The following is a 14212-nucleotide window of genomic DNA, read 5'->3' as shown; positions in this document are numbered from 1 at the left end:
GCCGCGCTCACTCTCGCCCCCGCGCTCCACCCCCACCTGCGCCCTGCCCCACCTCAGCCCCGCCCCCCGCCTCCACCGGGGACGGGGCCCAGGCCCCGTCCCCGGGCCCAGTTTATAAACCGGGCCCACGGTCCGGGCCCGGGCCCCGGCCAGATTGCGTGCTCGTGCTCGTGCGTGCGCGGGCGTTACGAGCGGATGCCGAGGGCCGCGCGGGCAAACGCGAGCGCCTCCTCTGGGGCAACGCCGAGCTGGCGCGCCTTGCCGGCGAACGCCACGGCGGCGACCTGAACCTGCTGCTGGGCGGCGTCACCGCTTGCGGCGATGAAGGACCCGTTGCGGCCCCGCGTCTCGATGACCTCGTCACGCTCGAGCTCGCGATAGGCGCGCGCGACGGTGTTCGTCGCGAGCCCCAAATCTTCGGCGAGTTTACGCACGGTCGGCAGCTTGTCGCCGGGAGCTAACTCGCCCGAGCGCACCGAGGCGAGAACCTGAACCCGCAGCTGCTCGTAGGGCGGGGTCGCCGAGCGCGGATCGACCAGCAGCATCACGCCGGCGTCTTCGTTCGGTGGTCTTCGCCGGGTTGATCGCCGCGAAACGGGCCGTGCGCGTGCCGCCGCCGGTCGAGCTCGACGGCCGTTTCGGGCCAGAGCCGGCGCAGGTAGTGCGTTGTGCTGCGATTGCGCAGGCTCGTTATGCTCCAGCCCATGAGAACAACGACCAAAACGGGCCCCACGATCGTGAAGGAGTTAACCAACATCTCGCCGAACGAGCCAGGTGCGGGCACGCGGATGGCATTGCTGAGGGAGAGGAACAGCACGCAGGTGCTCACGGCGGCAATGATCCCCGGAATTCCCACGAGGCTGCGCAGGGTCGTGCTGCGAAAGGCGTCGCTCCAGGCCAGTTCAACATAGGTGCCGGCCGGCTGGCCGCGACCGAGCAGCGCGTTCGCTGCGGCCCAGGTCAGCAGGCTCGTAACGGCGGCGAGGGCCAGCAGCAGCCCGGCTGGCCCGAGAATTGACCGTACCAAAACGGCATCGAACACCCGCTCCGGGTTAATCGCGATGACCGCGAGCACGGCAATGTAGCCGAAAGTGGCCAACGCCAAAAGGCTTAGCGAGAATGCTCGATCGAGCGGCGTGACGTAGTCGGGCAGCCGAGGAGACTGGCTGCGCGCGAGTCGTGGCGCCTCGGGAACCGGGGCAAAAGCCGAACGAGAATCGTTGATGATGAGTGCAATCGTTGACCCGAGGGTTATTGCCAATCCAGCCACGAGCCCGTTCCAGAGACTTTCGCCGCCGTCCATACCGACCAACGCTGCCATTCCGACGACGAGTCCAGCCACTGACCCGAATATGCCGGCCCGCTCGCGACGATAGATTCGGCGCGACAGCTCGGGAACGATTTCGGGAACCAACGCCAGTCCGACCTGCTCGGAGTAGGCCTGCAGCATGCGCTGGCGTGGTTCGGCGCTCGAAATATAGAGCAAGCGGATGCCTAGTCCCAGCACCACCAGCGCCGCCGCAACTGCCAAGACCGGATTCACGGAACCCTTCCTTTGTATGAGTTTTGTATCAGAGTAGCAATACAAAATGCCGAGTGCAAGGCCTTGCTCAGGCCCCGAACCGGCGACTCAGGGCGTCGGCGACCAGGGCGAGAGCGGCGTCATGGCTGACGCCGAGCTGCTCGACGCGCGCAGCGAAGGCATCGGCCGCCGCCTGCGCACTTCGTTCGGCCGCAGCGCCGTTGGGTGCGATGAACGATCCGTACCGACCACGGGTTTCGATCACGCTGTCCCGTTCCAGCTCGCGATAGGCTCGCGCGACTGTGTTTGTCGCCAGGCCGAGCTCGGCGGCGAGGGCGCGGACGGTCGGCAGTCGGGTGTCGTGGGCCAGCTCGCCGGAGCGCACTGCCGCAATCACCTGGCTGCGCAACTGCTCGAACGGCGGCGTACTCGACCGGGGATCTATGGCAATAAAGGAAGCGGGCACGGGGCCCTCCGTTCAACGTTATGAGCAATTTTGCCTCGCTACAACAGATGCTGCAACAGCATACCTACGGTACTTTTTCTCGGAACGTTTCGCGAGGGCGGGTGCACGGTTGCTTCCCTGGCAGCGAAGCGGCGGAATATTTTGCGACAGGGGCCGACCTGGGCTGGGTAGGCTCGGTTGATGACATTTCCCGCAGTGCTGGCCGGCCTGCTGCCGACCCTGGTCGGCGTGGTGCTGCTGCTCGCGGTGGTCGTGACGGTGCTGCGCGGCTATCGCACGCAGCATCCGTTCGCGCCGGCGCTCGCGCTCTTGCGCGGAACCCTGCAACTGGCCGCGATCAGCCTGGTTCTCAGCGGAATTATCAACGACCCGCTCTGGGTCGGTATCGGCCTGCTCGTCATGTTCGTGGCGGCCGTCGGCACCGTCACCCGTCGCGTCGGCTTCAGCCGAGCGCACCTGGTGCGCGTGGCCGCAGCCATGGCGCTCGGCGTGATCGTGACGCTCAGCATCGTTTTTGCCACCGGCGCAATCGAGTTCTCGCCGCGCTACGTGCTCGCGATCGGCGGCATCATCATCGGCAATGCCATGTCGATCGCCACGCTCAGCGGGCGCCGCTTTTCTGAGGCTGTCGGTGACCACTGGCCCGAGGTCGAGGGCTGGCTCGCGCTCGGGGCCACGCCGCGGCAATCCACCAGGGATTTGGCTCGGCAGGCCGTCTACTTTGCCATCATCCCCTCCACCGACCAGACCAAGACCACGGGGCTGGTTACGCTGCCGGGAGCGTTCGTCGGTGCGATTTTCGGCGGGGCCTCGCCGCTGGAGGCCGGCCGGTTTCAGATTGTCGTGCTCGCCGGCATCCTCTGTGCCGGGTCTGTTGCCGCGGTCACCCTGCTGCACCTGATCTCGCCGGTACGCCAGAAACCGGTGCCGGCGAACTAACGGTTATTCAATCGAGCGGTGGATCAGTCGGGACAAGACAATTGCGCTGCGGGTGTGGTCCACGTTGGGAGCCAGGCGCACCTTCTCAAGCGCCGCCTCCAATCCCGGAATATCCCGCGCACGAATATGCACCATGGCGTCGGCGCTGCCGGTGACGGTTCCCGCATCGACGACCTCGGGCACGCCGGAGAGAATGCGCAGCAATTCGTCGGGCGCAACGGTGCCCCGGCAGAACAGCTCGACGTAAGCCTCTGTGCTCATGCCGTCGACGGCAGGGTCAACCTGAATGGTGAAGCTGCGAATGACCTTATCGGCCACCAGCCGGTCAACGCGCCGTTTCACAGCGGATGCCGACAGCCCCACCACCGAGCCGATGTCACCATAGCCGGCGCGCGCGTTCTGGCGCAGCAGATCGAGAATGCTGTGATCGAGGTTGTCCATGGGCCGAGTCTAGGGGGCCGCTCTACGTAAAATTGCGTTCGTACCGCACATCTCGAAGATTTCTTGCGCAGATCAGCGTGAAACGTTGAATCATGCTGTGTGAGACTGAGGGTGGCGTCCCGGAACGATCAAGGTTGGTTGTGCCGGGCTCTCGTGAGCGACCTGGTCCGCCATCCACCCCGCGTTTCGCCGGTCGAAAGGCCCGCGGATCCCCGAAGGAGCCTCATGTCGATCGACTCAGCCACCCCCGTTCTGAAAGAAGAAGGCGCCGTTCCCGTGCGCACCGCCACCAAGCGCACCGTGCTCATGTGCAAGCCGCAGTTTTTCACCGTGGTGTACCGCATTAACCCCTGGATGGACCCGGCGCTGCCCACCGACACCTCGCTCGCTGTCGCTCAATGGCAGACCCTCTACGACACCTACGTCGGCCTCGGCTTCGACGTGCACCTGATCGATCCCATCGATGGTCTGCCCGACATGGTCTACGCGGCTAATGGCGGTTTCGTCATCGACAATCAGGCCTATGGGGCCAAATTCACCCACGTGCAGCGCCAGCCTGAGGGCCCCGCCTACATGGATTGGTTCGGTGCCAACGGCTTCGACGTGCGCGTGCCCGTCGAGACCAATGAGGGCGAGGGCGACTTTCTGCTGGTCGGCGACGTTATCCTGGCCGGCACCGGCTTTCGCAGCGACTCGAACAGCCACGCCGAGCTCTCAGCCATCGCCGGTCGCCCGGTCATTACGCTGCGCCTGGTCAACCCGAGTTTCTACCACCTCGACACCGCCGTCGCCGTGCTCGATGACACGAACATCGCCTACCTGCCGAGCGCCTTCGACGCGCCGAGCCTCGCCATTCTGCAGGAACGTTACCCCGACGCCGTCATCGTCACCGAAGAGAATGCCGCCATTCTCGGCCTCAACTCCTACTCCGACGGCTACAACGTCGTCATCGCGGCCCGCGCCAGGGACTTTGAACGCCAGCTGCGTGCGCGCGGCTACAACCCGATCGGCGTCGACCTGTCCGAGCTGCTCCTCGGCGGTGGTGGAGTGAAGTGCTGCACGCTTGAGCTGCGCCGATGACCGCGCCAACCAGCACCGCGAACACGATTCTGAAGGAGCACGACATGACCACGAACTTGACCGACGCGCAGGCCGTAGCCGCAGCATCCGTTTCGCCGGCTGCCGCGGCCCTGATCTCCCAGGAGAGCGCACACGCGGCACACAATTACCACCCGCTCGAGGTGGTCGTGGCGTCCGGCGACGGTGCGTGGGTGACGGATGTCGCGGGTCACCGCTACCTGGACTGTCTCGCCGCGTACTCCGCCGTCAACTTCGGTCACTCCAACCCGGTGCTGCTGGACGCAGCCCGGGCGCAGCTGGGCCGCATCACCCTGACCAGCCGGGCGTTCTACAACGATCAGCTCGGCCCGTTCGTGACCGCCCTCGCCGAACTCGCCGGAAAAGACATGGTGCTTCCGATGAACACCGGCGCGGAAGCGGTCGAATCCGGCATCAAGGTGGCCCGCGCCTGGGGCTACCGGGTCAAGGGCGTTGCGCCCGACCAGGCCAACATCATCGTCGCCGCTGGCAACTTTCACGGCCGCACGACCACTATCATCAGCTTCTCCGACGACGAATCGGCCCGCGCCGATTTCGGCCCGTTCACCCCTGGTTTTCGCACCGTGCCCTACGGTGATGCTGCGGCGCTCGAAGCCGCGATCGATGAGAACACCGTGGCCGTGCTGCTCGAACCGATCCAGGGCGAGGCCGGAATCGTCGTGCCGCCGGCAGCGTATCTGCCGGCCGTACGCGACATCACCGCGCGTCACAACGTGCTGTTCATCGCCGATGAGATCCAGTCGGGGCTCGGCCGCACCGGCTCGACCTTCGCCTGCGACCTGGTAGACGTCGTGCCCGACCTCTACCTGCTCGGTAAGGCGCTCGGCGGCGGCATCGTTCCCGTCTCGGCGGTGGTCGGCAACGCCGACATCCTCGGGGTGCTGCACCCGGGCGAGCACGGCTCGACCTTCGGTGGTAACCCGCTGGCCGCGGCCGTGGGTCTCGCGGTGGTGAAGATGCTGGCCACCGGCGACTATCAACAGCGCGCGACCGAGCTCGGCGCCCGACTGCACGCCGGGCTCTTGGCACTGGTCGGCCACGGCGTGATCGCCGTGCGCGGTGTGGGGCTCTGGGCCGGAATCGACATCGACCCCGCGCTCGCGCCCGGCCGGGTCGTCTGCGAGGCACTCCTGGCCCGCGGAGTGCTCGCCAAGGACACCCACGGCTCGACCATCCGCCTCGCGCCGCCGATCGTGGTCTCGGCGGAGGACGTGGACTGGGCCGTCGAGCAGCTGCGCCTCGTACTCGCCGACCTCGGCGAAGTAAGCTCCGTCCCGCTGGACCGGTAGCGGTAGCTCATGACCTCCGATCCGTCGATATCGCTGTGATTCTTCGTCGGCACCGGGTCTCAGCCTCGGACTGATCCGGTCGCTACTGGGCCGGCGTCGCCTTCTTCGGTGCGCGCTTCACCGGCGTGCCCGCCACGGCAGCGGATGCGCCGACGCTGGTTTTCGAGGCGATTTTACGCACCGGCGCCCGACGCGCCGGAACCGCCTCGGCCGCGGCGACCAGCGGGGCGGCGACGGGCTGCAGCCGGGAGAGCTGGGTCACGTGGCTGGGGTTCAGTTCCTCGAGCGCGTTGACGCCGAGCAGGCGCATGGTGCGGGCCGCCTGCTCCGACAGAATCGCGATCGTGCGATCGACTCCGGCCTCGCCGCCGGCCATCAGGCCGTAGAGGTAGGCGCGGCCGATCATCGTGAAGCGGGCGCCGAGAGCGATCGAGGCCACCACGTCGGCCCCCGACATAATGCCCGTGTCGAGGTGCACCTCGGTGTGGGCGCCGACCTCGCGGGCCACCTGCGGCAGCAGGTGGAAGGGAATCGGTGCGCGGTCAAGCTGGCGACCGCCGTGATTCGACAGGGTGATGCCGTCCACGCCGAGATCAACGAGACGCTTGGCATCGTCGAGGTTCTGCACGCCCTTGACGACGACCTTGCCCGGCCATTGCGCCTTGATCCAGGCGAGGTCCTCGAAGTCGACCGTCGGGTCGAACATGGTGTCGAGCAGGTCGGCGACGGTTCCGCTCCAGCGGTCGAGGCTCGCGAACGAGAGCGGTTCGGTGGTTAGAAAGTTGATCCACCATTCCGGGCGAGGCAGCGCGTTGACGACGGTGCCAAGGGTGAGCGCCGGCGGAATCGAGAAGCCGTTGCGCTTATCGCGCAGGCGGGCTCCGGCGACGGGTACGTCCACGGTCACGAGCAGGGTGTCGTATCCGGCCTTGGCAGCCCGGTCGACGAGCGCCATCGAGCGGTCGCGATCCTTCCACATGTACAGCTGGAACCAGTTGCGGCCGTTCGGGTTGGCCGCCTTGACGTCTTCGATCGAGGTCGTGCCCATGGTCGACAGCGCGAAGGGAATGCCGGCGCGGGCTGCGGCGTGCGCCCCGGCGATCTCGCCCTCGGTCTGCATCATGCGGGTGAAGCCGGTGGGCGCGATGCCGAAGGGCTGCGCCACCGGCGCACCGAGCACGTCCCAGCCGGTCGACACGGTCGACACGTCGCGCAGAATCGCCGGGTGAAACTCGATGTCTTCGAAGGCCTGGCGGGCCCGGCCCAGCGAGATTTCCGCCTCGGCGGCGCCCTCGGTGTAGTCGAACGCGGCCTTCGGCGTGCGCTTCTTGGCGATGGCGCGCAGGTCGGCGATCGTCAGGGCGCCGTCGAGGCGGCGCTTCTTCGCGTTAAGCTCCGGCGTCTTGAACTTCATCAGCGGGGCGAGGTCTTTGATCCTGGGGATGCGTCGTTGAATCATGATCGTCCTATCGTGTCGTGGGGCTGGCAGTCGTGGTTGAAGCGGAAGCGAGGTGGGTCTCGGCGTAATACCCCGAGATGTGGGCGTGCACGGCGAGGCGGGCGGCATCCGCTTGACCGGCCAGAATGGCCGTGAGAATGCCGCGATGCTCGAGCATGAGACGAGCGGATGTCGCCGGCCAGCTCGCTAGGTGCGCCGCGCCCGCCCGCGCGTACCCCTCGATGGCGCTGCGGAGGCCGGCCATGGTGGCGGTGATGACCTGGTTACCGCTCGCTTGGGCGAGGGAGAGATGGAATTGGGTGTCCAGGGCGAGGAATTCGGCTTCGGTGAGGGGCTGAGACTCCATCGCGGTGAGGATCTGTTCAGACGCCGTCAGATCGATGACGCCGGTACCCGACGCCAGTTCGGCGACGATCGACCCTTCCAGCACGAGGCGGGTCTTGACGACGTCGGCCACGGCGAATCCCTGCGCCGCAACCTGCAGCCGCATGAGCGCCGACATGCCGCCGCCGGGGCGGGCGACAATAATCGCGCCGGCCGATGGCCCGGAGCCGACGGCGGTGCGGATGAGCCCCAAAACCTCCAGCACCCGCAGCGCTTCGCGCACGCTCGATCGACCGACGCCGAGGTCGGCGGCGAGGGTGCGCTCGGGCGGCAGGTGATCGCCCGGGCTGAGTCGCCCGTCGAGGAGGTCGCGTTCGACGGCGTCGAGCACAACCTGCCAGGCGCGCGCGGGGATGGCGGTCATGGGTCCCTTTCTTGTGTGGTCTGACCACAGGTTACACGATCTTTTGGCTGAAGCGAGATACAGTTTCAGCCAACCCGGGAGAGACCATGACCGCGACACCCCAGCTCATCGACCTGAAATTGCCGGACGGACCGGGGGGCAGCGCCGGGTTGAAAGCCGTTCTGGCCATCCCGGCCGGTGACGGTCCCTGGCCCGGCGTCGTGCTCATGCACGAAGCGTTCGGGCTCACCGACGTCATGCGCCGCCAGGCCGTGCGCCTGGCTGAGGCCGGCTATCTGGCGCTCATGCCCGACCTCTTCACCGAGGGCGGAACCCGAAAATGCCTCATAGCCACCTTTCGTGCCCTGTCGGCCGGCGCCGGCCGGGCCTTCGTCGACATCGAATCGGCCCGCACCTTCCTCGCCGAACGCACCGACTGCACCGGTAGCATCGGCGTGCTCGGCTTCTGCATGGGCGGCGGCTTCGCGCTCGCCACGGCCACGCGCGGCTTCGACGCCTCCTCGGTCAACTACGGCCGGCTGCCCAAGAACCTGGACGAGCACCTGCTCGGCGCCTGCCCGATCGTCGGCAGCTTCGGCGGTGCCGACCGCTCCCTCAGCGGGGCCGCGGCCACGCTCGGCGCCTCCCTCGACCGGCTGAAGATCGCGCACGATGTCAAGGAATATCCCGGTGCCGGGCATTCCTTTCTCAACGATGCCGAGACCGGGCCGCGAGTGTTGCGTCCGGTTCTCAAGCGCATTCTCGGTGCCGGCCCCGACCCGGTAGCCGCGGCCGATGCCTGGAGGCGCATCGAGGCATTTTTCGGCGAGCATCTCGGGGCGTCACAGTAGCGTTCGGTGCGATCAGAGGCTGGTAGCCTCCAACAAGAAAAAGGGGACACCATCGCTAAACGCTCAACCATAATTGCCATCGTCACCGTCGCATCCGTTGTCGCTATCGGCGGCGTGGCTGCCGCGCTCGCGCTTACTCCGCCGACCAACTCGGAGACGACCGTCACCGTGCGCGTCTGGGACGAACAGGTGGCGCAGTCATACGAGACATCGTTCGCGGCGTTCGAAAAGGCCAACCCGGGTATTGAGGTGGCGGTCAACGTCGTGCCGTGGGCTGACTACTTCACCAAGTTGCGGGTCGACGTTGCCGGTGAAACCGCCGACGACGTGTTCTGGGTGAATGCGGGCAATTTCGCCGACTATGCCGCCAACGGCAATCTCGTGAATATTACGGATGCGCTCGGTTCCGCCGCGCAGGCCGGCTGGCAACCCAGCGTCGTCGGCCAGTACACCGTCGATGGCGCGCTTTGGGGGGTTCCCCAGCTCGCCGATCCCGGAATCGGGCTGTATTTCAACGAAGAACTTCTCGCGGCCGCTGGCATCGACCCGGCCACCGTCGGCGATCTGCACTGGGATCCGTCCGCCGGCGAAGACACCCTGCTTCCGGTGCTGCAGAAACTCACCATCGACGTCAACGGCAATACCGCCGACAGCGCCGCCTTCGACCCATCGCAGATCGTGCAGTACGGCTACAACGCGGCCAACGATCTCAACGCGATCTACCTCAACTACCTCGGCTCGAACGGCGCAGCCCTGCAGGACGGTGACGAGTTCGTGTTCGACACGGCCGAGGGCGTCGCGGCATTTTCTTACGTGATCGACCTGATGAACAAGTACCACGTGGCCCCGTCGGCAGCCGACACCAACCTCAACGGCGACTTCGCACTCGACCAGTTTCTGCAGGGCAAGATGGCCCTGTTCCAGAGCGGCGTCTACAACCTCAGCAACGTGAACGAGGGAGTCGGCTTCGACTGGGGCGTAGCCGCGATTCCGTCCGGCCCGGTCGGCGCGATCAGCGTGACCAACGGCGTGGTCGCCGCCGGTAACGCCGACTCGAAGCATCCGGAGCAGACGCGGAAACTGCTGGAGTGGCTCGGCAGCAGCGCGGGCAGCGCGGCCATTGGCGCCGACGGGTCGGCTTCACCGGCTGTGATCGGTGCGCAGGCCAGCTATGTCGCGTCGTGGCAGAAGCAGGGCATCGACGTGAACGCCTTCATCGACGTGCTCGCCAACGGCACAGTGCAGGCGCCGCAGGGCGCGAAGTGGGCCGAGGCCTCCGACGCGTTCGAGTCAACCTTCGCCGAGATGTTCCTCGGACGCATCCCGGTCGATGAGGCGCTGCGCACCGCGCAGGATGCCGCGAACGCCGCCATCGCAGGTTGAGTGGTTTCGCGCTCGCGCGGCGGGCGGCCGGCTAACTCGTCAACACGACGTTCAGCGGGGGGTCGCCGCGCAGCATCCGCTCGATTTGTTCGCGCACCAGCCGGGCCATGCGCGGCAGCATGGCGCTCGAGGCACCGCCGACGTGCGGTGAGATGAGCACGTTCGGCAGCGCGAAGAGCGGATGCCCCGCCGGCAGCGGTTCCGGATCGGTCACGTCGAGTGCGAGCCTGATGCGGCCGCTCGCCGCGTGCGCGAGCAGGGCATCCGTGTCGGCCACCGGGCCCCTGGCGATGTTCACGAGCAGGCTTCCGTCACGCATGCGGGCGAGGAACGCATCGTCGACGAGGTGCGTCGTCTCGGCCGTGAGCGGAACGCCGACGACCACGATGTCGGCCCCGGGCAGCAGTTCTGGCAGGGATTCGAAGCCGTGGATCGCGCCGCGCTCATCGCTGCGAGCCGTGCGGGCGACACGGATGACCGTGGTCTCGAACGCGAGCAGCCGAGTCTCGATCGCCTGACCGACGCCACCGTAACCGAGCAACAGCACGGTGCGGTCAGCGAGGCTGGCGTGGTGCGCCGGTGCCCATACGCCGGCTTCAGCGGCACGCACGAAATCGTCAATTCCGCGCTGGGAAGCGAGGATCAGAGCGAGAGTGAGCTCAGCGGTGGAGGTCTCGTGCACGCTCGCCGCGTTGGCGAATACGTGCCCGGCGGGCAATACTTGGTCGACGCCGTCGTAGCCGATGGACTGGCTCTGCACGAGCCCGGTCTCAACGCCGGCGAGGTGGGCGAGGCGATCGGTCTTGCCCATGTATGGGGTGACAACGAGGTCGAAGCGAGGCCGGGGAGCCGGCCCGTCGAGCGCCCACTCGATCACTTCGACTCCGGCGGGTAGGTCGCCGACCGCGTCGCGCAGTACGGAGTCGGGCAGGCTGACCAGCAATTCACTCATCCCCCGAGCCTACTTTGCCTCGTCTCCACCCCGCGTCTCGCGCCGATCTCCGGACGGGGCCCGGGCCCCGTCCCCGGGCCCAGTTTATAAACTGGGCCCACGTTCCGGGCCCGGGCCCCGTCCGGTTAGCGCCCGCGGGTCGCTTTATCGAGCACCGGCTGGGGCGTCAGCGGGCGCGCCGGGCGCAGCGTGCTGAGCGCCACCCCGGCGAACACGATCACGCCGCCGACGAGCTGCGGTGCGGTCAGCTGGGCGCCGAGCACGACGGCGATGATCACCGTGAACACCGTGATCAGGTTCAGGAACAGGCCGGCCCGGCCTGGCGGAATGCTCTTCAGCGCCGCGTTCCACAACACGTACGAGCCGATCGAGGGGAAGATCGCGATGAAGATCACGGCCCAGCCAATGGCTGCATGCGCTGGCCAGCTCACCCCGCTGGCAAGCGCGACGGGCGCCAGCAGTACGGCCACGAACGTGCCCTGCACCGCCGTGGCCGTGATCGGCGGCACCGGCAGCCCGCGACCGACGATCGTGTACAGACTCCAGACCACGATCGCGCCGATCATGAGCACATCGCCCGCGTTGGGCGTGCGCGTCAAAATGGATGCGAGCGCACCATCCGTGACGATCAGCACCACTCCCACAAGCCCCAGCGCCAGGCCCACGATGCCCCGCCATCCGATTCGTTCGCGCAGCAACATCGCCGCGAGCACCACCATCACGGCCGGATTCGCGGCGTTGATGAGCGACGCGGACTGCGGCGTCGTGTACTGCAAGGCGGTGTAGAGCAAGAGGTTGTAGCCACCGACGCCGAGCGCGGCGAGCAGCAGCAACCTGGGCCAGTGACGCAGCACCAGAGCCCAGTTCGGCCGTTCGACCACCTGGGCGAGAATCAGCAGCGGAATGCAGGCGAGCAGCCAGCGCAGCCAGGTGAGCTCGACGGGGGAGAGGGTCTGCACGGCGATGCCGCCGACGATGTAGTTGCCCGCCCACATCAGGGTGGCGAGAACCAGCGCGATCGTCGACTTCATTCCGGCCCCGTCGAGAGGTCGACCACCCCGATGCGGGGAATGGCGATCGGGCCGCGGACGGCTGGCATGGAGTGAATTGGGGTGCCCCTGGCGTTCGGTGAACGGTATCCCTTGACCCTAGACCGCGCGCCGACCGCACATTCATTGCGGGTCGGCCTCAGGCCTTGGTCGTGTGAGCGGATACGAGTTCCTGCGCGAGGGCGGAGGCTTCGCTGATCATGCCGTCGTCGCGGCCCATCTTGGCGGCCGTAATGGCCGCGTCATAGAGCAGGACCAGCCGGGAGGCCAGGGAGGAGGCGGCATCCGCTCCGGAGATCTCGGCCAGATGAGCACGGAGCATCGTGCGATATCGGTCCGCGACCACACGCACGGCGGCGCAGTCCGGCAGCTCGATCACCGCATTGGTGAACGGACACCCGAAAAAGGTATGCGATTCGACCGCGCGCGCGATGTCCTCGAAAACGGTCGCTATCCGGTCGGAGCGCTGCGCGAGCGGGTCGTCCTGGCCGTGAACTTTTCGCACCCAGCCGTCCAGCTCCTGTTCCAGGTACGCGACCACGAGGGCTTCCTTGCTGGCGAAGTTGTTGTACAGGCTGGCCTTCGCGACGCCCGCCTGTCGAACGATGAGGTCGATTCCCGTTGGGTTGATCCCGCGTTCGTGGAACAGAACACGCGCAGAGGCGAGCAATCGCTCCTTGGCGCTCGGTGTCGGAGCGGTCGTTACGGATTCCATATTTGGACTTTACCAGACCGATCGGTATAGTTGCATATGGCCAGATCGGTCTACCTAGGAGGTACGTTTCCATGTCTGAACTTAAAATCGCCGTCGTCATCTACGAGCCCCTCAAATCCGACTCCGCCCGCGTGTATCGCGGCCTCAAAACCGCGCTGGAGTTTAAACAGGCCGGCGATGACGTCGTTGTGGTCTTTGACGGGTCGGGCGTTGAGTCGTTGGCTGCCATTTCTGACGCCGCGCACCAGATGAACCCCCTCACGGTGGCGTTGCAGGAAAATATCCTCGGTGCGTGTGGTTTCTGCGCCAAGTCCCACGGGGTCGCCGAGCCCATTGAGACCGGCGGATGGCCGCTGCTCACAGAAAACAAGGGGGAAGCCAGCATTCGTAACCTGGTTGTTGACGGTTACCAGATCCTCAACTTTTAGCCTCACCACCTCGCACAAATCAATGGAAAGAAGATCGCTCATGAACCTCAATACCCTAGATCTCACTCATCGACGTGGAATCATCACCGGCGCCGGTCAGGGCATCGGCCGGGCGCTCGCCCTCGAATTCGGTCGACGCGGCGGTCACCTGCTCCTGGTCGGCCGTCAACTCGCCACCCTCACCGAAACCGCGCAACTGGTCGCGGCCGAGGGCGGAACAACCGAGATCCTGGTCGAAGATCTGACCACCCCGGGCGCCGTTGACCGAATCCTTGATGCCGTAGCGTCCTGGAGTGTCGTTGATCTCCTCGTCAACAACGCCGGTAACGTGCGCGCGGGGCGGCTTGATCACACCAGCGACGCCGATGTGCACGCGATGATTGACCTCAATCTCACCGCGCCGATCCTCCTCACCAAAAGCCTGCTTCCCGCCCTTCGGCAGAGCGGGCAGGGCCGTGGCAGCATCCTCCTCAACATTTCCAGCGGGATCGCCCTCGTCGGGATGCCGTTCTACTCCGTTTACGCGGCAACAAAGTCCGGCATCGCGCAGTTCGGCGAGTCGCTCCGCCGGGAACTGATTGGAACGGGCGTGCACGTCGCTACCGTGTATCCTGGCGCCACCGATACGGCCATGATGACCTCACAGAACGCCGGCGCCGACCTCGGTTGGGAGCGACGTGCGCTCGCCGACGTCATTACCGACCTGATCGCGGCGTTGGCGGCGGGTGAGCACGACATCAACACGGCACCGGCGGGTCGTCGTTCGATGCAAGAACTCAACGTCACCGACCCCCTGGCCGTGGATGCCGCCATGGCACCGGGCCTTGCGGCCCTCGAACTCGCGGTGAGTGACCACCGCAGCATCTAGAAGA

General features: G+C 66.5%; 16 protein-coding genes. 7 read left to right on the top strand and 9 right to left on the bottom strand.

Annotated elements, in window-relative coordinates; genetic code table 11:
- Nucleotides 1-185: 185 nt before the first annotated feature.
- The 3 genes from QMK31_RS11160 to QMK31_RS11150 form a co-directional block, all read right to left on the bottom strand.
- A complete protein-coding gene (locus QMK31_RS11160) occupies nt 186-545 on the bottom strand; it encodes a GntR family transcriptional regulator (RefSeq protein ID WP_283501028.1) in 360 nt (119 codons plus the stop codon).
- Entirely contained in the window at nt 545-1543 is a 999-nt protein-coding gene (locus tag QMK31_RS11155; protein ID WP_283501007.1) for a hypothetical protein, read from the bottom strand. Before QMK31_RS11155 ends, QMK31_RS11160 begins: the two co-directional genes overlap by 1 nt.
- 67 nt (nt 1544-1610) lie before the next feature.
- The gene (locus tag QMK31_RS11150) at nt 1611-1988 is read right to left on the bottom strand and encodes a GntR family transcriptional regulator (protein ID WP_283501006.1); all 378 of its coding nucleotides are present in this window, start codon (nt 1986-1988) and stop codon (nt 1611-1613) included.
- Between the two features lie 180 nt (nt 1989-2168).
- Between QMK31_RS11150 and QMK31_RS11145 the strand changes: the two genes are divergently transcribed.
- Nucleotides 2169-2927: an ABC transporter permease gene (locus QMK31_RS11145; protein WP_283501005.1), complete on the top strand. Its 759-nt coding sequence runs from the start codon at nt 2169-2171 to the stop codon at nt 2925-2927.
- Nucleotides 2928-2930: 3 nt separating this feature from the next.
- On the opposite strand, the gene QMK31_RS11140 is transcribed toward QMK31_RS11145, so the two are convergent.
- Nucleotides 2931-3368 (bottom strand): Lrp/AsnC family transcriptional regulator, encoded by a 438-nt coding sequence (locus QMK31_RS11140; RefSeq protein WP_092106650.1) that lies wholly within the window; start codon nt 3366-3368, stop codon nt 2931-2933.
- 225 nt (nt 3369-3593) lie between these two features.
- Here QMK31_RS11140 and ddaH point away from each other — a divergent pair, with 225 nt between their 5' ends.
- Entirely contained in the window at nt 3594-4448 is an 855-nt protein-coding gene (gene ddaH, locus QMK31_RS11135; protein ID WP_502852984.1) for a dimethylargininase, read from the top strand.
- Nucleotides 4449-4492: 44 nt separating this feature from the next.
- On the top strand, nt 4493-5776 hold the full coding sequence (rocD, locus tag QMK31_RS11130; RefSeq protein WP_283501004.1) for an ornithine--oxo-acid transaminase: 1284 nt from the start codon (nt 4493-4495) through the stop codon (nt 5774-5776).
- Between the two features lie 82 nt (nt 5777-5858).
- On the opposite strand, the gene QMK31_RS11125 is transcribed toward rocD, so the two are convergent.
- Both QMK31_RS11125 and QMK31_RS11120 read right to left on the bottom strand, forming a co-directional pair.
- A complete protein-coding gene (locus tag QMK31_RS11125; RefSeq protein ID WP_283501002.1) occupies nt 5859-7235 on the bottom strand; it encodes an alpha-hydroxy acid oxidase in 1377 nt (458 codons plus the stop codon).
- Nucleotides 7236-7242: 7 nt separating this feature from the next.
- The gene (locus QMK31_RS11120; RefSeq protein WP_283501001.1) at nt 7243-7983 is read right to left on the bottom strand and encodes a FadR/GntR family transcriptional regulator; all 741 of its coding nucleotides are present in this window, start codon (nt 7981-7983) and stop codon (nt 7243-7245) included.
- 86 nt (nt 7984-8069) lie between these two features.
- Between QMK31_RS11120 and QMK31_RS11115 the strand changes: the two genes are divergently transcribed.
- Nucleotides 8070-8813: a dienelactone hydrolase family protein gene (locus tag QMK31_RS11115; protein ID WP_283501000.1), complete on the top strand. Its 744-nt coding sequence runs from the start codon at nt 8070-8072 to the stop codon at nt 8811-8813.
- Nucleotides 8814-8819: 6 nt separating this feature from the next.
- Entirely contained in the window at nt 8820-10196 is a 1377-nt protein-coding gene (locus QMK31_RS11110; RefSeq protein ID WP_283500999.1) for an ABC transporter substrate-binding protein, read from the top strand.
- Nucleotides 10197-10227: 31 nt separating this feature from the next.
- On the opposite strand, the gene QMK31_RS11105 is transcribed toward QMK31_RS11110, so the two are convergent.
- The 3 genes from QMK31_RS11105 to QMK31_RS11095 all read right to left on the bottom strand — a co-directional run bounded on the left by QMK31_RS11105 (nt 10228) and on the right by QMK31_RS11095 (nt 12912).
- Complete coding sequence (locus QMK31_RS11105; RefSeq protein WP_283500998.1) at nt 10228-11148, bottom strand: 2-hydroxyacid dehydrogenase; 921 nt, start codon at nt 11146-11148, stop codon at nt 10228-10230.
- Between the two features lie 125 nt (nt 11149-11273).
- A complete protein-coding gene (locus QMK31_RS11100) occupies nt 11274-12179 on the bottom strand; it encodes a DMT family transporter (protein WP_283500997.1) in 906 nt (301 codons plus the stop codon).
- 157 nt (nt 12180-12336) lie between these two features.
- On the bottom strand, nt 12337-12912 hold the full coding sequence (locus QMK31_RS11095; protein ID WP_283500996.1) for a TetR/AcrR family transcriptional regulator: 576 nt from the start codon (nt 12910-12912) through the stop codon (nt 12337-12339).
- A 71-nt stretch (nt 12913-12983) separates the two neighbouring features.
- Between QMK31_RS11095 and QMK31_RS11090 the strand changes: the two genes are divergently transcribed.
- Both QMK31_RS11090 and QMK31_RS11085 read left to right on the top strand, forming a co-directional pair.
- The gene (locus QMK31_RS11090) at nt 12984-13340 is read left to right on the top strand and encodes a sulfur reduction protein DsrE (RefSeq protein WP_283500995.1); all 357 of its coding nucleotides are present in this window, start codon (nt 12984-12986) and stop codon (nt 13338-13340) included.
- A 40-nt stretch (nt 13341-13380) separates the two neighbouring features.
- A complete protein-coding gene (locus tag QMK31_RS11085; RefSeq protein ID WP_283500994.1) occupies nt 13381-14208 on the top strand; it encodes an SDR family NAD(P)-dependent oxidoreductase in 828 nt (275 codons plus the stop codon).
- Nucleotides 14209-14212 lie beyond the last annotated feature (4 nt).

The sequence above is a fragment of the Cryobacterium sp. PH31-O1 genome (assembly GCF_030063455.1).
In the GTDB taxonomy this organism is placed as follows: Bacteria; Actinomycetota; Actinomycetes; order Actinomycetales; family Microbacteriaceae; genus Cryobacterium.
This window is presented reverse-complemented; position numbering and strand designations above follow the sequence as displayed.